The following is a 16,804-nucleotide window of genomic DNA, read 5'->3' on the forward strand; positions in this document are numbered from 1 at the left end:
TGGCGCATATTCCACTAGCGCTAGCAGCCAATTTTTATCAAATGGCGTTCAAAAGGTGACCGCCATGCCCGGCACGTCCACCCGCACGATGGGCTTGGCCAGTGCGGCGCTGGCGGCACGCGCAAAGTCGCGGGACCAGGTGGGGTCTTGCATCAGCGCCACACCGGCGGCGCGGGCCACGGTCAGCACCTTGTCGGCCAGCAGCACCTTGCCGCTGGCGCGCAGAGGCTCGCAGTCCAGCGCGATGAACTGATCGTCGAGCCAGCGCCGCCCCGCCTCGTGGGCCATGGGCTCGGCGCCCTCCAGATCAAAACGGTATTCCTGGTTTGCGGCCAGCTTGACCGACACTTCGCTGTGCATGATGGATCGCCTTTCTGTGTTGTTGCGGTGACTGGTGACCGCTGCTGCACTTAGAGTGCGTGCAGCAAGAGGCCCCAGTTTAGACCTTGCAATGAAGCCAGCGATCAGCGGGCGCGGCGTGCCGTGACGGCGTCCGACAGCTCGGCCAGCGCCTGCAGCGAGGCGTCCCAGCCCAGGCAGGCGTCGGTGATGCTCTTGCCGTATTCGAGTGCCGAAGGATCGTCCTTGCCAGGCGTGAACTTCTGGGCGCCTGCGGTCAGGTGGCTTTCGATCATCAGGCCGAACACGCTGCGCGAACCGCCCGCCACCTGGGCCGCTACGTCGCGGGCCACATCCAGCTGCTTTTCGTGCTGCTTGCTACTGTTGGCATGGCTGCAGTCCACCATCAGGGTGGCTGGCAGCTTGGCGGCTTCGAGGTCCTTGCAGGCGGCGGCCACACTCGCAGCGTCGTAGTTGGGCGTCTTGCCACCGCGCAAAATCACGTGGCAATCCTTGTTGCCCTTGGTGTTCACGATGGCCACCTGGCCGTTCTTGTGCACCGACAGGAAGTGGTGGCCCCGGCTCGCCGACTGGATGGCGTCGGTGGCGATGCGTATGTTGCCGTCCGTGCCGTTCTTGAAGCCGATGGGGGCCGAGATGCCCGAGGCCAGCTCGCGGTGCACCTGGCTTTCGGTGGTACGCGCGCCAATCGCGCCCCAGCTGATGAGGTCGCCGATGTACTGGGGCGAAATCACGTCCAGGAACTCGCTGCCCGCGGGCATGCCCAGGCGGTTGATCTCGATGAGCAGCTGGCGCGCAATGCGCAGGCCTTCATCGATGCGGTAGCTTTCGTCAAGGTAGGGGTCGTTGATGAGTCCCTTCCAGCCCACGGTGGTGCGTGGCTTTTCGAAGTACACGCGCATCACGATTTCGAGTGTGTCGGCGTACTGGGTGCGTACGGCCATCAGGCGGCGGGCGTACTCGACGGCGGCGGCAGGGTCGTGGATGGAGCAAGGGCCAATCACAACCAGCAGGCGGTCATCTTTGCCAGCCATGATGTTGTGGATGTTCTTGCGGGTCTGGGTGATCAGCGACTCGACCGGCGTGCCGCCGATCGGGAAGAAGCGGATCAGATGCTCGGGAGGAGGCAACACGGTGATGTCCTTGATACGTTCGTCGTCGGTCTGGCTGGTTTTCTCGACGCTGCGGTACCAGGCATCGCTGGTGGGGTTGGTAGTGGCCGTCATGGTTGCTTCCTCGTGGAGTCGGTTGGAGTGGATGGAAAAACGGGAGGGCTGAAAAACAAAAACCGCCGGGCTTTGCAGCGTCGGCGGTTGGTATGGGGAGGTTGTGTGTGCTTGCGCGTTTTCCTCTCATCCGCCGGGGACCGAGATAAAAAACCAAAAATAAAACGCGCTGCGAACTTGCATGGCAGCCAATGTAGCACAGGAGTGCGCCGGTTCGGCACCCTCCGTCTGTTGCGAATGCACGACACGCGCCCGCTTACAACACGTGGCGCCCCGGCCATTCACCGCAGGCCGCCCCGAAACCATGCCCGCAAGCGCTGCAGTGCCGAGGGCTTGCGCGGCGGCGGCATGTCCTGCAAATCACTTGCCGGATTGCTCTGGTGCTCGTACATGTCAATGAGCAGCAACGCCTCGCCCAGCGTGCGCCAGGCCAGCAGCTCGAACTGGTCGAAACTGGCGCTTTCTTTGGTGCTGCGCTGCTCAAGCATCGACTGCCAGTCAGCAATGGCGTTGCGCAGCTCTCGCAGTGCGCGCTGGTAGGCGCCAAACTCGTACAGCGCGTGCCACGCAGAACCCAGGCCGGTCAAAAACAGCTGGTGCTCACGCGCACTGTGGGACAAGGCCACCACGCGGCGGGTGATTTCGGTGGTGTCGGTGCTGGTGCGGCGGGTGCGCACCGCCTCGTCGATCTGCGTGGACAGCACGCCCAGGCTGTCACGCAGCTGGCGCGAATCCTCGTCCGCCACGCCCTCGCGCAAGAAGCGGCTGATATCTCCAAACGACTGGAGCGTCAGCAGTTGACTGGGGCGCGTGGCGGGCATGGTGTCACCCATTGTGCGCTGGCCAATGCGCAGTACAAGCCCCGAAAAGCAGGTGAAAACGCGAAGTCACGCACCACCCAACGTCTGCCGACAGACTGCCAACGCAACCCTCAGGCCGTGCCACCCACCGTGAGACCTTCGATGCGCAGCGTGGGTTGCCCCACGCCCACGGGCACGCTCTGGCCTTCCTTGCCGCAGGTGCCCACGCCGCTGTCCAGGCGCATGTCGTTGCCGATCATGGTCACTTTTTTGAGCGATTCGGGGCCACTGCCGATGATGGTGGCGCCCTTGACGGGGTACTGGATCTTGCCGTTTTCCACCCAGTACGCCTCGCTGGCCGAGAACACGAACTTGCCCGAGGTAATGTCCACCTGCCCGCCCCCGAAGTTGCTGGCGTACAGGCCCTTCTTGATGCTGGCGATGATTTCTTGCGGGTCCTTGTCACCGCCCAGCATGTAAGTGTTGGTCATGCGCGGCATGGGGATGTGGGCATAGCTTTCGCGCCGGCCATTTCCCGTGGGCGCCACGCCCATCAGGCGGGCGTTCAGCGAGTCCTGGATGTAGCCCTTCAAGATGCCGTCCTCAATCAGCACGTTGCGCTGGCTGGCGTGACCTTCGTCGTCCACGTTCAGCGAACCTCGGCGGTCGGCAATCGTGCCGTCGTCCAGCACCGTGACGCCCTTGGCCGCCACACGCTGGCCGATGCGGCCGCTGAACGCGCTGGAGCCCTTGCGGTTGAAGTCGCCTTCCAAGCCGTGGCCAATGGCCTCGTGCAGCAGGATGCCGGGCCAGCCCGAGCCCAGCACCACGGTCATCTCGCCCGCCGGGGCGGGGCGGGACTCCAGGTTGACCAAGGCCGCATTCACGGCCTCGTCCACGTATTTACCCATCTGCTCGTCGTCGAAATAGGCCAGGCCGAAACGGCCACCGCCGCCCGCAGAGCCCATTTCGCGGCGACCGTTCTGCTCGGCAATCACGGTGACGGACAGCCGCACCAGCGGGCGCACGTCCGCTGCCAGCGTGCCGTCGGCGCGCGCTACCAGCACCACGTCGTATTCGCTGGCCAGCCCGGCCATTACCTGCGCCACGCGCGGGTCCTTGGCGCGGGCGCGCTGCTCCAGCCGCTCCAGCAACGCCACCTTGGCCGTGCTGTCCAGCGAGGCGATGGGGTCCACGCCCGGGTACAGGTTGCGGCTAGCCGCTACTTTTTTGGGAGCTACTCGCGCTTTACCTGCCTGCGCTGCAGACGAAATAGACCGCACGGTGCGGGCCGCATCCAGCAAAGACGCCTCGGAGATGTCGTCCGAATACGCAAAGGCTGTCTTCTCGCCACTGACGGCACGCACCCCCACGCCCTGATCGATGCTGAAGGAGCCGGTCTTGACGATGCCTTCCTCCAGGCTCCACCCTTCGCTGCGGGTGTACTGGAAGTACAGGTCCGCATCGTCCACCTGGTGGGCGCGGATTTCGGCCAAAGCGCGGGCAAGGTGGCCTTCGTCCAGGCCAAAAGGGGTCAGCAGCAGTTCACGGGCAACATCGATGCGCTGGCTGGTGGCCGCACGCTGGGGGGCGGCAATGGTGGAGCGGAAAGTCATCAAAGCATTTTAGGCGCCCGACCAGCCCTTGCCCGGGTGGGGTCCACATGCCCCTATGTGCACCCGGCGCACCTTCAGCGCCGCCCACCACGTCAGGTGGCCGTCTGGTCGTCAAGCCCGGCCTCGGCCGCATGGGCCTGCACCGACTCGATGCCTGCGTCCCGGGCCTTGGCACCCGAATACATCTGGCTTTGGCCAATCACCTGGCCGTTGGCGGCTTTCAAGGTGAAATACGGCGCACCGTTCTTGGCGCTGAGCCGACCAAAACGACCATCGTTCGGGGCGTTCTTGCGCACCGCTTCGATGCCGTTCAGCGCGCTGGCGCGGGACTCGTACATCTCGCTGGTCAGGATGACCTGGCCGTTGGCGGCCAGCAGGTTGAAAACAAACTTGTCGTTTTTCGACTTTTTAAGCTCAAACTTCGCCGCCATAGGAAACCCTCCGGATGCTGAGCGACCAAAACACGGTTGGCCAGCCGGTTTGTACCCCGAGGGCGTGCTGCGGGCAACCGCTTGCACAAGGCCCTACAGCGCAGCAGGGAGAGGGTCCTTGGTTTCCTGCTTCTGGGACCGCGCCACCGACATCAGGATGCCCAGTGCCAGCCCCAGGGTGACCATGGCCGTGCCGCCATAGCTGATGAAGGGCAAGGGCACGCCCACCACCGGCAGGATGCCGCTGACCATGCCCATGTTCACAAACGCGTAGGTGAAGAAAATCATCGACACCGCCCCCCCCATGAGGCGACCGAACAAGGTGCTGGCCCCTGCAGCAATGGCCAGCCCGCGCCAGACCAGCAGCAGAAAGCACACCAGCAGGAACAGGTTGCCTGCCAGGCCAAACTCTTCGGAATAGGCAGCAAAGATGAAGTCGGTGGTGCGTTCGGGGATGAACTCCAGGTGGGTCTGCGTGCCCGCCATGAAGCCCTTGCCCCACAGCCCTCCAGAGCCAATCGCGATCATTCCCTGGATGATGTGAAAGCCCTTGCCCAACGGGTCGCGGGTGGGGTCCAGCAAGGTGCAGATACGCTGCTGCTGGTAGTCGTGCAGCACCACCCAGCGCACGCCGTCTGCGCACAGCTGGTCGCCCAGCAGCACCAGGGTAGCGATGCCCACACCGCCAATCAGCACCGGCGGCAGGATCAGCTTCCAGGACAGGCCCGCAAAGAAGATCACCGACAGCCCCGCCGCCAGCACCAGCAGCGAGGTGCCCAGGTCAGGCTGCTTCATGACCAGGCCCACCGGAACGGCGAGCAGCAGGCCTGCCGCGGCAAAGTCCAGCGGGCGCAGCGTGCCCTCGCGCTTCTGGAACCACCAGGCCAGCATCAGCGGCATGGCGATCTTGAGGATCTCACTGGGCTGGATGACGATGCCCACGTTGATCCAGCGCGTCGCCCCTTTTTTGGTGATGCCAAACAGCGCCACCGCCACCAGCAGGGCCACGCCGGTGAGGTACAGCGGCACGGCACAGGCCATGATTTTCTGGGGGGGTACCTGGGCCACCATGAACAGGATGGCCCCGGCGATGAGCATGTTGCGCCCATGGTCCACAAACCGCGTGCCGTGGTCATAGCCCGACGAATACATGGCCAGCAACCCGGCGCTGGCCAGCATCAGAACCAGCAACAGGAGGGGGAGGTCAAAGCCCCGGAACAGGGGCGCCAGACGCTGGACGAGCGTGGGCTTTTCAAAAACGACGGCCATCCCCCGATTATCGGGCGGATGCCGCACACCAGAGCAGCCCACGCCCCTGCAGGGACATCGCGAGCCGCAGCCCTACCCCGCCTGCCGGAAGGCCATCACCGCCTGGTTGCGCAGGGTGCGCAGCAGGCCCAAGGCCTTGTCGTCCACCACAATGCCGCCCGGCGTGGCCTGGTCGGCATAAATGAGGGCAAAGGGCTGCCCCTTGATCTGCAGCGGCAGCAACAGAAACGACGGCGCATTGACGCCCTTGCGGTACCACTCGGGCAGCCGCGCCTGCATGCGGGGCTCGGTAGCGTCGTTGATCAGGGTGTCGGCGCCGCGCAGGCACACGGCGGCAAACAGGTCGCCCTGGGCCTTGAGCGGCACTTTGAGGGCCCGGACCGCCCCCTCGCTGCCCTCCCCCAGGCCAAAGCGGCCGGTCAGCATGTCGGTGCGGGCCTCGCGCAGGCAAAACACCATGCGCCGAAAACCCAGGGCGCGAAACATGGTCTCCAGGATCATTCGCAGCACATCGTTGAGCTGAAAACTCTCGACCATCGCGTTGGTGATGTCCTGGATGCCTGCCGCCAGCACTTCATTGACCTGCGCTACCGACACTGCGCCACCTGCCTGGGATTCGAGCACGGCGGGCAGGGGCTGGGTTTCCGTCACCCGCAACTCGTGGGCGCCCAAGGCGTCGTCGGGTGCGGCTTGCGCCCCAGCGGCCGAGGGCAACTTGAGCAGGCGGGCCGCCGGCGTGTCGGGGTCCACGCGCAGGTCCAGCGCCTCGGCCAGCGCCACCAGCTTGTGCCGCGCGCGCAGCGTGGCGTCGGCAATGGCCTCGGCCGACAGCGCCAGCGTGCGGGCGTAGCGTGTGCCCACCTGTCCCAGTTGTCCCTCCAGCTGGGCGGGCTCGCTGAACAACAGGGCACTGGCGACCTCGTTGGCCGCCATGGCGGCCCAGCGCAAACGCTCCACGCCCTGCTCGGGCGCACGCTGCATGGGCGAGCCCAGGGGCTTGCGCATGCAGCGCTGCAGGCTGTCGGGCAAGCCCCAGACGCGCGCCACGCCCACACCCAGGTCTTCAAACCCCAGGCCCAGCACCTGGACGGACGCGGCCTCCTCGCCCCCTTCCAGCCGCCCGGACGCCACCAGGCTGCGCACCTGCCGCGCCTCTTCGGGAAAGTAGAACTCGCACAGCATGCGCCCCAGGTTCTGGAACATCGCGCCGATGAAGGCCTCTTCGGCCGCCTGGCTGGTGCTGCACAGTTCGGCCGCAACCGAGCCCGCCATCATGGCGCGCAAAAATTCCTCGCGCATCTGGCTGGCATGGGCCTTGTCCTGCATGTGGTCCAGCAACACCAGGCTCAGCGCCATGTTGCGCACCGCATTGAAGCCCACCAGACTCACCGCGCGAGACACGGTGCTGATGGTGCCCCGGCTGGCGTGGGCGTAATGCACGCTGTTGACCAGACGCAGCAGCTTGTTGGTGAGCGCCACGTCTTTCAGGATTTCGTGGGTCAGGTCGCTGATGCTGTCGTCTTCCGAATTGGCCACCCGCTGGATGCGCGCCACCGAATCCGACAAGGCCGGGAAGTCGCTCTTGTGGCGCATGCGCCGCAGCAAAAAGTCCAGCGTGGCGTTGCTGGCAGCCGATGGCGCACTGGCCGGTGCCGCCCAGGCGCGCAACGCATCCCGAAAGTCCGCCGCCGTGGCGTAGCGCTGCGCCGGGTCACGCGCCATGGCCCGTTGAAGAATGGCGCGCAGGCCATCGTCCACGCCGGGGCCCAGGTCGGCGGGCAGGGCCAGGTTTTCGTTGGCAATGCGGTACAGCGCCTGCCAGGTGTCCTTTTGGTGGATAAGGGGGCGCCCGGTCAGCATCTCGATGAGCACCAAGCCAGCGGAATACACGTCCATCGCGGGGGTGGGCGCGGCGCCCGCCGCAGCCTCCGGCGCCATGTAGGCAGGCGTGCCGCTCGCCAGTTGCGCATCCGGTGCGGCCTGGACAGGGGCCGCCATGCCAAAGTCCATCACCCGGGCGTGCCGGTGCGCGTCGATCATGATGTTGGACGGCTTGAGATCGCGGTGCACGATGCCCGCCTGGTGGGCGGCGTGCAAGCCATCAAGCACATCCACCATGAGCGCCACGGCATCGTGGGGCGTGCAGCGCCCCTGCTGGGCCAGGTGCTCGGCCAGCGTGCTTCCGGGCACGTACTCGAACACGATGTAGGGCTGCGCGCCCTGCACATCGGCCTCGAACACCGGCACGATGTAGGGGTGGGCCAGACGCCCCACGTGGCGGGCCTCGCGCAGCCACTGCTCCAGCACGGAGGGGTCCTGGTCCTGCATGGGGCGCATCAGCTTGATGGCCACCTCGCGCTGCAGGCGCGGGTCCAGCGCCAGCCACACGGTGGCCTGGGCGCCCCTGCCCAGTTGCTTCTTGAGTTCAAACCGCCCCAGCGACGCAGGCGGCTTGTCGCCTGATCCGAGCGCCCATCGTCTGGCAGTGGAAAGCGGGGCAAAATCGGTCATGGTGCGAGTAGCAAAACCAGGCGCCGCACGGTGTGGCGCCCTGGTGCGCACATCTTATGCCTGCGCCAGCCCGGTAAAAGCAGTGATTCCCCTGCCCCGATCACTTTCTGCGTCATGACCACCACCCACCTGCTGTACCTGCACGGTTTTCGCTCGTCCCCCTCGTCGGCCAAGGCGCGCCAGACTGCGGCCCACGTGGCGGCCCACCACCCTTCCGTGACCTTCTGGTGCCCGCAGCTGCCACCATCGCCCCGGGCCGCCATGGCGCTGGTAGCGCAGGGCATTGCCAGCTGGCCCCGGGATTCGATGGCCGTGATTGGCTCGTCGCTGGGCGGCTTCTATGCCAGCTGGGTGGCGCAGTACGCGGGTTGCCCCAGCGTGATGCTCAACCCCGCTGTGGACCCGGCACGCGACCTCGCCCGCTACATCGGCGAGCAGACCAGCTGGCACGACCCGAGCGAGCGCTTTTATTTTTTGCCGGAGTACATCGAAGAGTTGCAGGCCCTGGACATGCGGGCCCGCCCCGCTGCCGCCCGCGAACTGGCCCTGATTGCCAAGGGCGACGAAGTGCTGGACTGGCGTGAGATGGTGGGGCGCTACCCGCAAGCTGAGCAGGTGGTGCTGGAGGGGGGCGACCACGCGCTGGGCAACTATGGGGACTACCTGCAACTTGTGGCAGAGTTCTTGGACCTTGGTTAGACCAATACCCCTAATTGATACGCAGCGGGAGACGGAATCACTGAGGCCGAGGCACCTTCTCCGCTGTACTTCTCCAACGTGCATATTCTGCTGGATATGCAATCCGGTAGCGCTTCATGTGGAACGCAGCCTCGTCTTCTTTTTCCATCAACAGCGAGCTTTCAATAACTGCCTCGATGACACGAGGTTCAGGGGAGAAATGCAGCAGCGCATTAGCGATGACATAAATCTGAGGTGCTGTATCTCTAGTCAAAGGGGTAGTGGACAGCAGAGAAAAATCCACTTGATCGGGGAAAAAAGCGGTGTCAGACACTTTCGCTATCGTGTCCTCACGATAAGCCGCTGGTCTCAACATCACCGGGCGATAGAGCATGCTAACCCGGTAATAGTCCGATGCAACTATCCAACCGACAGCCGCGACTCCGACCAACGCAACGCCCCCCGCAACCTTTGCTAGCGGCGAAAAAACCCATCGCGGCAAAGCGCCTCTCCACAACAAGGCCACAGCAAGAACGGACACCAGCTGGAATGGTCCGTACCAGAGTGGAAATTCCAGCATGCTGTGCAAGCCCACAATTGCAAGCACCCCCCAAGCCAGCTGGCGTACTGGATCCCTTTCGTTCCAAGGCCTTGCCTGCACCAACCAAAGGATCAGAGCCAAGCAAACCAACACCGCCACAGGTAAGCCCAACTCCACAGCTAGGTGCAAAGGCAAATTGTGAGCGTTATCGAGCAGCACGCAGAATCGGCTTCCCGGGAATAAGGTGACATAGTGCGCGTAATCCAGCTCCCCCCAACCCCAGCCCACCCAGGGTCTTTGTGCTATCAAATAAAGCACGTTCTCCCAGAGAACCCTTCGGCTGGTGCAATCTTGCTCATGTCCCAATATGCGCGAGAACAAGCCATCAGTGGTAAACCCGGTCCAATCAAATAGCAAGCGCGGTAGCAGCCAAGCGGCCACAGCGTAAAGTAGGATGCCCACCATCGCCAAGCCCAAGGCCACGCGACCATAACTAGCGCGCCAAAACAGCATCAGCGTTACTATCAGAACCCACTCCGCCGCGCCTGTGCGCGATGCAGTAGCCGCGCCCCCGATCGCAAGTAGCGCTATTCCCCAAGCTAACAAGATTCCCACCAGCCAGGAGGGCCAGGGCCGCCCTCCTCCTTGCAGTACCTGCTGCACCGTCACTCCCTTTTCTATTGTCTCCAGTCGCACTTGGATCTGCGCCAGTATCCACAATAGAGCCCAAGTCCCAAGACTTATCAGCGTCGCTTGCTGGTTGCGTTGGCGCAGATTGCCTATGGCTTGACCAGGCGTTGAGGCCTGAAGCCATGGCGCCAACCCTACATCCCCTCCAAAGTATTGAACCAAGCCTATAACGCTGCTCAGCAATGCGGCAAGCAATAAACCTTCAGCAAGGTGTGTGGCAATAAATACTCGTCCGCCACCAGCCTTGACCATAGGCGGCATGTGCCCCAAGCGATCACGAGCATGTACGCAGCGCGCCCACCAAAGTAGCAGCACCAGAAGCCCGCATGTCCAAGAAGCCACTAGGGGCCAGAAGTTAGCTATGGGTGGCTGGGTGTACCCAAAGACAAAGGGCAGTGTCAGGGCCAGCAAAAAAAAAGGCGCAGCAACGGCGTCAAAAAGCATGGAGATCACTCGAAATAGATTCAACGCTAGTACGGCGTCGGCGAAGTGATGGACATCATAGGGGCTGGCTACGGCAGCTTGTCCCGCCAGGTCGGTGTGAGCCCATGGGACAATCGCCGCTATGCACGCATTGTTTGAAGAAGCCGGCAAATTTCTCGCCGGCCGTATCCTGTCCGAAGCCGATACCTCCGCCCAAGTGGAGCTGGACTCGGGCAAACGGGTCAAGGTCAAGGCCGCCCACATCCTTCTGAAGTTCGAAAAACCCGCCCCGGCAGAACTCATTGCCCAGGCCCAGGCCGTGGCGGAGACCATCGAGCTGGATCTGGCGTGGGAATTTGCGCCTGAAGACGAGTTCGGCTTTGCCGACTTGGCGCGCGACTATTTCTCCGAGAACGCCACCCTGGCCCAGCAGGCCGGTGCGCTGTTCCGCCTGTACGACGCACCGCACTACTTCCGCCGTGCGGGCAAGGGCCGCTTCAAGAAGGCCTCGGCCGAGATCCTGCAGCAAGCCCTGGCCGCCATCGAGAAGAAGAAGGCCATCCTCGCGCAAATCGACGAATGGGCCGCCCAACTGGGCCGGGGCGAATGCCCGCAGCCCATCCGCGACCAGCTTTACAAGATCCTGTTCAAGCCCGACAAGAACGCGCCCGAGTACAAGGCCGTGGTCGAGGCCAGCCGCGCCACGCACACCGCGCCGCTCGATCTGCTGCAAAAAGCGGGCGCCATCGACTCGGCCTACCAGTTCCACTGGAAGCGCTTTTTGTTCGAGAACTTCCCCAAGGGCACGGGCTTTCCGGCCGTCACGGCGCCCGTCATTGCCGACGAGCTGCCCCTGTCCACCGCGCAGGCGTATTCCATCGACGATTCGCAAACCACCGAAATCGACGATGCGCTGTCCGTGCAGGGCCTGGGCACCGGCACCGTGGTGCTGGGCATCCACATCGCCGCGCCCGGCCTGGCCATCCAGCCAGGCAGCGCCATCGACCAGCTCGGCCGTGCGCGCCTGTCCACGGTCTACATGCCGGGCTACAAGATCACCATGCTGCCCGACGACGTGGTGCAGACCTACACGCTGGACGAAGGCCGCGCCAACCCGGCCGTGTCGCTGTACGTGACCATCGACGAAGCGACGCTGGAGTTCAAAGGCTCCGAGACCAAGCTGGAGCGCGTGCATGTGGCCGCCAACCTGCGCCACGACCAGCTCGACAGCGTGGTGACGGAAGAATGGCTCACCAACCCGGCGTTTGAGCACCAAAGTGACCCGCAGCGCTTGTCCGAATTGCGCCCGCAGCTATCGTTTTTGCACCGCCTCGCCAAGGACCTCAAGGCCCGCCGCGAAGTCGTGCGCGGCAAGCCCGAAAACTTCAACCGGCCGGACTACAACTTCCGTCTGGTCGGCAACAACGGTGCCGAGCCCACCGGCGACGAGCAAGTGCAGATCAGCGTGCGCCAGCGCGGCGCGCCTCTGGACCTGATCGTGGCCGAGGCCATGATCGTGGCCAACAGCACCTGGGGCAGCTGGATGGCGGAGCTGGGCGTTCCCGGCATTTACCGCAGCCAGGCCAGCATGGCGCCGGGCGTGAAGGTGCGCATGGGCACCAAGGCGCTGCCGCACGCGGGCATCGGCGTCAAAGCGTATTCGTGGGCCACGTCGCCCCTGCGCCGCTACACCGACCTGGTGAACCAGTGGCAGATCATTGCCTGCGCGCGCCACGGCAAGACGGCCGCGCTGGCCGCGCCCTTCAAGCCCAAGGACGCCGACCTGTTCTCCATCATCAGCAGTTTTGACGCGGCCTACAGCGCCTACAACGGCTACCAGGCGGGCATGGAACGCTTCTGGACGCTGAAGTACGTGGAGCAGAACGGCATCACCGAGCTGAACGCTACTGTCTTCAAGGAAGGCCCGGGCGGCAGCTTCCTCGTCCGCGCGGACGACATTCCGCTGGTCTTCCCCGTGCTGGGCGCGCAGAACCTGCCGCGCGGCGCGCGCCTCAAGGTCAAGCTGGGCGAGGTGGATGAGATCACCCTGGACATCCACGGCACCGTGATCGAGCGCCTGGACGACCCCGCAGACACCAGCGACGATGGCCCCGTGGATGATGCCGAGGACGACGACACCGTGGCCGGCCCGATTGCGATTGCGGTGGATGTGAACGAGGCCCCTGCCGATGCTGCTGCAGCGGCCCCCACCGCTTGAAGCCCCGGACAGCCCCCTGATAATTGCCGGCGATGAAACTCCCTGCCTTCCTCCGCACCTTCAGCACGCTGCAGCTGGCGCTGGGCGTCTCCATCGCCGTGCATGCTGCGCTCATCTCGGTGCGCTTCATCGACCCCGAGGGCTTCAACCGCGTGTTCCAGGACACGCCACTCGAAGTCATCCTGGTCAACGCCAAGTCCAACGAGCGCCCCGACAAGGCCCAGGCGATTGCCCAGGCCAATCTGGCGGGCGGTGGCGATGCAGAGAAGGGCCGGGCCACCAGCCCCCTGCCGTACACCGCGCTGACCACGGTGGGTGACGACTACGAAGAAGCCCAGCGCAAGATGGACGCGATGCAGGAGCAGCAGGCGCAACTGCTGGCCCAGTTGCGCAAGCAACTCGCCACCATGCCCGAGCCCGACCCACGCAAGCCCAGCCAGAGCGCCGACCAGGCGAACGAACAGGAAAAGCGCCGCCAGCTCGTCAAGCTGCTGGCCGAGATCGAAAAGCGCATCAACGAAGAAAACTCGCGCCCCAAGAAGCGCTACATCAGCCCTGCCACGCGCGAAGAGGCCTACGCCATCTACTACGACGCGTTGCGCCGCAAGGTCGAGGACAAAGGCACCGAGAACTTCCCCGAACAGGCCGGGCGCAAGCTGTATGGCGAGCTGACCATGATCGTCACCGTCAACCACGACGGCCGCGTGCTGGGCACCGAGATCGTGCAAGGCTCGGGCAACAGCACCCTGGACCGCCGTGCCGAAGCCATCGCCCGTGCCGCCGGTCCCTTTGGAGCCTTCGGCGCCGATATGCGCAAAAAGGCCGACCAGATCGCCATGGTGGCGCGCTTCAAGTTCACCCGCGACCAGACCCTCGAAACCACCGTCCGGTAGTTCCCGGCGCGGCCCCCGCGGAGCCACCCGCACAAGCTTTTGTCATGAGCCAAACCCCCGACCTGTACTGCGTGATGGGCAACCCGGTGGCGCACAGCCGCTCGCCCGCCATCCACGCCCGTTTTGCCGAACTCACGGACGAGTCCATCGCCTACGAACGCCGCCTGGTGCCCATGGACGGTTTTGCCCAAGGCGTGCGCGCGTTCGCTGCCGAAGGCGGGCGCGGCTGCAACGTCACCGTGCCCTTCAAGACCGAAGCGCCAGGCCTGGCGACCGAATGCAGCGAGCGCGTGCAACTGGCGGGTGCGGCGAACACCTTCACCTTCCGCGCCGACGGCAGCATCTACGCTGACAACACCGACGGCCTGGGCCTGGTGGCCGACATCACGCGCAACGCGGGCGTGTCGCTGGCCGGGCGCGATGTGCTGCTGGTGGGCGCCGGGGGCGCCGCCGCAGGCGTGTTGGGCCCGCTGTTGCTGGCGGGGGCCCGCCACATCACCGTGGCCAACCGCACCCTGGCCAAGGCGCAGGCGCTGGTGCAGTCGCACAGTGCCCTGGCCGCGCTACAAAAAGCAGAGCTATCAGCACAAGATCCACTAGCGCTATCGGCCCATTTCGATGTAATCATCAACGCCACGGCCAGCAGCCTTTCTGGCGGCGGCATCCCGGTGCCCGCCAGCGTGCTGCGCCCCGGCGCCCTGGCCTACGACATGATGTACGGCCCTGCAGCGCAGGGCTTCCTCGACTGGGCCCGGCAGCACGGCGCGGTGCCCCGCGACGGCCTGGGCATGCTGGTGGAGCAAGCCGCCGAGGCTTTCTTGCTGTGGCGCGGCGTACGCCCGCCGTCGGCCCAGGTGCTGCGCGAAATGCAGCAGTCTGCCACCGCCTGAGCCCCGGGGACGCCACGATGAAAGCCGTGCTGCGCTGGCTGGGACTGCTGGTGATTGCCTTCGTGGCGCTGCAGCTGTTCTTTGTGCTGCGCATCGCCGCCATGGCGGCCATCAACCCCGAGTCCACCACCTTTCAGCGCTCCGAAGCCTGGACGCTGCTGGCCAGCAAAGGCCATGTGCCCTGGCGCCAGCAATGGGTGCGGTATGCGGACATCTCCGACCACCTCAAGCGCGCGGTGATCGCATCGGAGGATGATGGTTTTGTGAACCACGACGGCGTGGACTGGAACGCCATCGAAAAAGCCTGGGAGCGCAACGCCAAGGCCGAAGCCCAGGCCAGCAAGGCGCAGGCCCGCGCCCCCGAGCGCCCGGTGCGTGCCCCCAAGATCCGGGGCGGCTCCACCATCACCCAGCAGCTGGCCAAGAACCTGCTGCTGTCGGGCGAACGCACGCTGCTGCGCAAGGGGCAGGAGTTCGTGCTCACGCTGGCGCTGGAGCAGTTGCTCTCCAAGCAGCGCATCCTGGAGATCTACCTCAACAACGTGGAATGGGGCGAGGGCGTGTTCGGCGCCGAGGCCGCTGCGCAGCACTACTTCCGCAAAAGCGCCAGCCGCCTGAACACCGCCGAGGCCGCACGCCTGGCCGTGATGCTGCCTGCGCCCAAGCGCTTTGAGAAAACGCCCGGATCGGCCTACCTGGCCGGGCGCACGCGCACGATCCTGGGGCGCATGGGCGGCGCGGAGTTGCCCTGAACGTCACCCACCGCTAAACAGCGCGCCTTATCGCCCCTGCGGCGCATCGCGCCGCTGCAGCCACAGCGCAGACGTCCCCTCCGGCCGCAGTGTCACTTGAAACCGGGGCGCTCCCACGGCGCCCCCCACCGGCAGCCGCACCGTGTAGCGCTGCAGCAGCATCGCCGCCAGCAGCGTCATCTCCAGCATCGCAAAGTGCTGGCCAATGCACACGCGCGGCCCCAGGCCAAACGGAATCCACGCGCCCCGGGGGATGGGTGGCGCGCCGTCCAGAAATCGCTCGGGCACAAAACGGTCCGGCTCGGCAAACCAGCGCGCATCGCGGTGCAACACCCAGGGGGTGATGCGCAGCATGGCGCCCTGGGGCACCGGCACGCCGCCCAGCGTGATGGGCGCGGTGGTGCGGCGGCTCATCAGCGCGGCGATCGGGGGGTACAGGCGCAGCGCCTCTTTGAGCGTGGCACCCAGCCAGGGCAGTTGGGCCAGATGCTCGGGGCCGGGGGTGCCGCCCTGCAACACGGCATCGACCTCGGCCTGGGCGCGCAGTGCGGCCTCGGGGTGCTGGGCCATGAGCAGGGTCCACCACAGCAGCGTGGTGGCGCTGGTTTCGTGCCCGGCCTGGAAGCTGACGATGCACTGGTCAAACACCTCTTGCGCCGACAAGGCCTCGCCGGTTTGCTCGTCGCGCAGCGCCAGCAGCATGTGCAGCAGGTCTGAGCGCTCCGGGGCACCGGGTGCGGCCACCTCGGCCTGGCGGGCGTGGATGTGGCGCCAGACCAGCCCCTTCAGCGACCGGATGGCGCGCCGCTTGGCAGCCTTGCCCGGCAGGGGCAGCCAGTCGGGTAGCGTGAAGGGCATGAACATTTCGTGGAAGGCGGCTTCTGACAGCGTCTGCGTGGCCCAGGCGGCTTCGCGCGCATCGGCCTGCGCCGAGGTGCTGAACAGCGTGCGCAGGATCACGTCCATGGCCACGTCCGTCCACAGCGCATCCACCGCCACCAGCGCACCGGGCTGGCCTCGCGGCACGGCCGCGTCGAGCGCGCTGCGGGCGGCATCGGTCATCAACTGCGCGTAGCCTGCCACCCGCTTAGGGGTGAAGGCGGGCATCAGCATGCGGCGCTGGCGCTGCCAGGTGTCGCCTTCGGTCACCAGCACGCTCTGGCCAAACACTTCCTCGAACACCTCCATGCCACGCTCCCAGCGGATGAGCTGGTCGGCATGGGTGACCAGTGCTTCGCGCACCAGATCGGGGTGCATCAGGTCCCACGCATCTTCGTACCCTAAACGCATGCGGGTGAGGTCGCCATGCTCGCGCTGCAGTTGGGTGACAAAGCCCAGGTAGTCGGACCGCATGGCGCGCAGCAGCGGCAGGCCCCACCAGCGGGTTCGCGGGCCGCGTGGCGTTGCAGGCGTGGTGGGAGGAGTGGGAGAAGCAACAGAAGAAACAGACGAGGTGGTGACTGTGGTCGTGTTCATGCCCCACATGCTGCAGCGCAGCGACGACTT

Annotated in this window: 14 protein-coding genes; 5 read left to right on the forward strand and 9 right to left on the reverse strand. The window is 65.3% G+C overall.

The window, feature by feature from the left end:
- Positions 1–48: 48 nt before the first annotated feature.
- The 7 genes from ACOYR4_RS19295 to ACOYR4_RS19325 all read right to left on the reverse strand — a co-directional run bounded on the left by ACOYR4_RS19295 (position 49) and on the right by ACOYR4_RS19325 (position 8,213).
- Positions 49–360 (reverse strand): hypothetical protein, encoded by a 312-nt coding sequence (locus tag ACOYR4_RS19295; RefSeq protein WP_015015633.1) that lies wholly within the window; start codon positions 358–360, stop codon positions 49–51.
- 104 nt (positions 361–464) lie between these two features.
- Complete coding sequence (locus ACOYR4_RS19300; protein ID WP_343733596.1) at positions 465–1,586, reverse strand: 3-deoxy-7-phosphoheptulonate synthase; 1,122 nt, start codon at positions 1,584–1,586, stop codon at positions 465–467.
- Between the two features lie 281 nt (positions 1,587–1,867).
- On the reverse strand, positions 1,868–2,407 hold the full coding sequence (locus ACOYR4_RS19305; protein WP_422847721.1) for a hypothetical protein: 540 nt from the start codon (positions 2,405–2,407) through the stop codon (positions 1,868–1,870).
- A 110-nt stretch (positions 2,408–2,517) separates the two neighbouring features.
- Positions 2,518–4,002, reverse strand: coding sequence for a metalloprotease TldD (gene tldD, locus ACOYR4_RS19310; RefSeq protein ID WP_422847722.1), 1,485 nt, complete (start codon positions 4,000–4,002; stop codon positions 2,518–2,520).
- Between the two features lie 92 nt (positions 4,003–4,094).
- A complete protein-coding gene (locus ACOYR4_RS19315; protein ID WP_015015637.1) occupies positions 4,095–4,433 on the reverse strand; it encodes a YegP family protein in 339 nt (112 codons plus the stop codon).
- Positions 4,434–4,526: 93 nt separating this feature from the next.
- A complete protein-coding gene (rodA, locus tag ACOYR4_RS19320; protein ID WP_209818162.1) occupies positions 4,527–5,702 on the reverse strand; it encodes a rod shape-determining protein RodA in 1,176 nt (391 codons plus the stop codon).
- A gap of 72 nt (positions 5,703–5,774) precedes the next feature.
- Positions 5,775–8,213: a protein kinase domain-containing protein gene (locus ACOYR4_RS19325; RefSeq protein WP_422847723.1), complete on the reverse strand. Its 2,439-nt coding sequence runs from the start codon at positions 8,211–8,213 to the stop codon at positions 5,775–5,777.
- A 114-nt stretch (positions 8,214–8,327) separates the two neighbouring features.
- Here ACOYR4_RS19325 and ACOYR4_RS19330 point away from each other — a divergent pair, with 114 nt between their 5' ends.
- Complete coding sequence (locus ACOYR4_RS19330) at positions 8,328–8,912, forward strand: YqiA/YcfP family alpha/beta fold hydrolase (protein ID WP_422847724.1); 585 nt, start codon at positions 8,328–8,330, stop codon at positions 8,910–8,912.
- Positions 8,913–8,949: 37 nt separating this feature from the next.
- Here ACOYR4_RS19330 and ACOYR4_RS19335 read toward each other — a convergent pair whose 3' ends face one another.
- Entirely contained in the window at positions 8,950–10,566 is a 1,617-nt protein-coding gene (locus ACOYR4_RS19335; RefSeq protein ID WP_422847725.1) for a Wzy polymerase domain-containing protein, read from the reverse strand.
- Between the two features lie 121 nt (positions 10,567–10,687).
- Here ACOYR4_RS19335 and ACOYR4_RS19340 point away from each other — a divergent pair, with 121 nt between their 5' ends.
- Genes ACOYR4_RS19340 through mtgA form a run of 4 tightly spaced genes read left to right on the forward strand, consistent with a single transcriptional unit; the run spans position 10,688 to position 15,298 of the window.
- Complete coding sequence (locus tag ACOYR4_RS19340; protein WP_422847726.1) at positions 10,688–12,763, forward strand: ribonuclease catalytic domain-containing protein; 2,076 nt, start codon at positions 10,688–10,690, stop codon at positions 12,761–12,763.
- A gap of 32 nt (positions 12,764–12,795) precedes the next feature.
- Positions 12,796–13,656, forward strand: a complete 861-nt coding sequence (locus ACOYR4_RS19345) for an energy transducer TonB (protein WP_422847727.1) — start codon at positions 12,796–12,798, stop codon at positions 13,654–13,656.
- 44 nt (positions 13,657–13,700) lie between these two features.
- The gene (gene aroE, locus ACOYR4_RS19350; protein WP_422847728.1) at positions 13,701–14,546 is read left to right on the forward strand and encodes a shikimate dehydrogenase; all 846 of its coding nucleotides are present in this window, start codon (positions 13,701–13,703) and stop codon (positions 14,544–14,546) included.
- A 17-nt stretch (positions 14,547–14,563) separates the two neighbouring features.
- Positions 14,564–15,298, forward strand: a complete 735-nt coding sequence (gene mtgA, locus ACOYR4_RS19355; RefSeq protein ID WP_015015645.1) for a monofunctional biosynthetic peptidoglycan transglycosylase — start codon at positions 14,564–14,566, stop codon at positions 15,296–15,298.
- A gap of 27 nt (positions 15,299–15,325) precedes the next feature.
- Here the strand turns inward: mtgA and ACOYR4_RS19360 are convergent, their stop codons facing one another.
- Positions 15,326–16,774 (reverse strand): cytochrome P450, encoded by a 1,449-nt coding sequence (locus ACOYR4_RS19360; protein ID WP_422847729.1) that lies wholly within the window; start codon positions 16,772–16,774, stop codon positions 15,326–15,328.
- Positions 16,775–16,804: the final 30 nt, after the last annotated feature.

The organism is Acidovorax sp. M14 (assembly GCF_049331375.1).
Taxonomy (GTDB): domain Bacteria; phylum Pseudomonadota; class Gammaproteobacteria; order Burkholderiales; family Burkholderiaceae_C; genus Acidovorax.

Excerpts from the sequence above, each read along its gene's own strand:
- ACOYR4_RS19295 (WP_015015633.1), bottom strand. The coding sequence starts at position 360 with ATGCACAGCGAAGTGTCGGTCAAGCTGGCCGCAAACCAGGAATACCGT.
- ACOYR4_RS19300 (WP_343733596.1), bottom strand. The coding sequence starts at position 1,586 with ATGACGGCCACTACCAACCCCACCAGCGATGCCTGGTACCGCAGCGTC.
- ACOYR4_RS19305 (WP_422847721.1), bottom strand. The coding sequence starts at position 2,407 with ATGCCCGCCACGCGCCCCAGTCAACTGCTGACGCTCCAGTCGTTTGGA.
- tldD (WP_422847722.1), bottom strand. The coding sequence starts at position 4,002 with ATGACTTTCCGCTCCACCATTGCCGCCCCCCAGCGTGCGGCCACCAGC.
- ACOYR4_RS19315 (WP_015015637.1), bottom strand. The coding sequence starts at position 4,433 with ATGGCGGCGAAGTTTGAGCTTAAAAAGTCGAAAAACGACAAGTTTGTT.
- rodA (WP_209818162.1), bottom strand. The coding sequence starts at position 5,702 with ATGGCCGTCGTTTTTGAAAAGCCCACGCTCGTCCAGCGTCTGGCGCCC.
- ACOYR4_RS19325 (WP_422847723.1), bottom strand. The coding sequence starts at position 8,213 with ATGACCGATTTTGCCCCGCTTTCCACTGCCAGACGATGGGCGCTCGGA.
- ACOYR4_RS19330 (WP_422847724.1), top strand. The coding sequence starts at position 8,328 with ATGACCACCACCCACCTGCTGTACCTGCACGGTTTTCGCTCGTCCCCC.
- ACOYR4_RS19335 (WP_422847725.1), bottom strand. The coding sequence starts at position 10,566 with ATGCTTTTTGACGCCGTTGCTGCGCCTTTTTTTTTGCTGGCCCTGACA.
- ACOYR4_RS19340 (WP_422847726.1), top strand. The coding sequence starts at position 10,688 with ATGCACGCATTGTTTGAAGAAGCCGGCAAATTTCTCGCCGGCCGTATC.
- ACOYR4_RS19345 (WP_422847727.1), top strand. The coding sequence starts at position 12,796 with ATGAAACTCCCTGCCTTCCTCCGCACCTTCAGCACGCTGCAGCTGGCG.
- aroE (WP_422847728.1), top strand. The coding sequence starts at position 13,701 with ATGAGCCAAACCCCCGACCTGTACTGCGTGATGGGCAACCCGGTGGCG.
- mtgA (WP_015015645.1), top strand. The coding sequence starts at position 14,564 with ATGAAAGCCGTGCTGCGCTGGCTGGGACTGCTGGTGATTGCCTTCGTG.
- ACOYR4_RS19360 (WP_422847729.1), bottom strand. The coding sequence starts at position 16,774 with ATGAACACGACCACAGTCACCACCTCGTCTGTTTCTTCTGTTGCTTCT.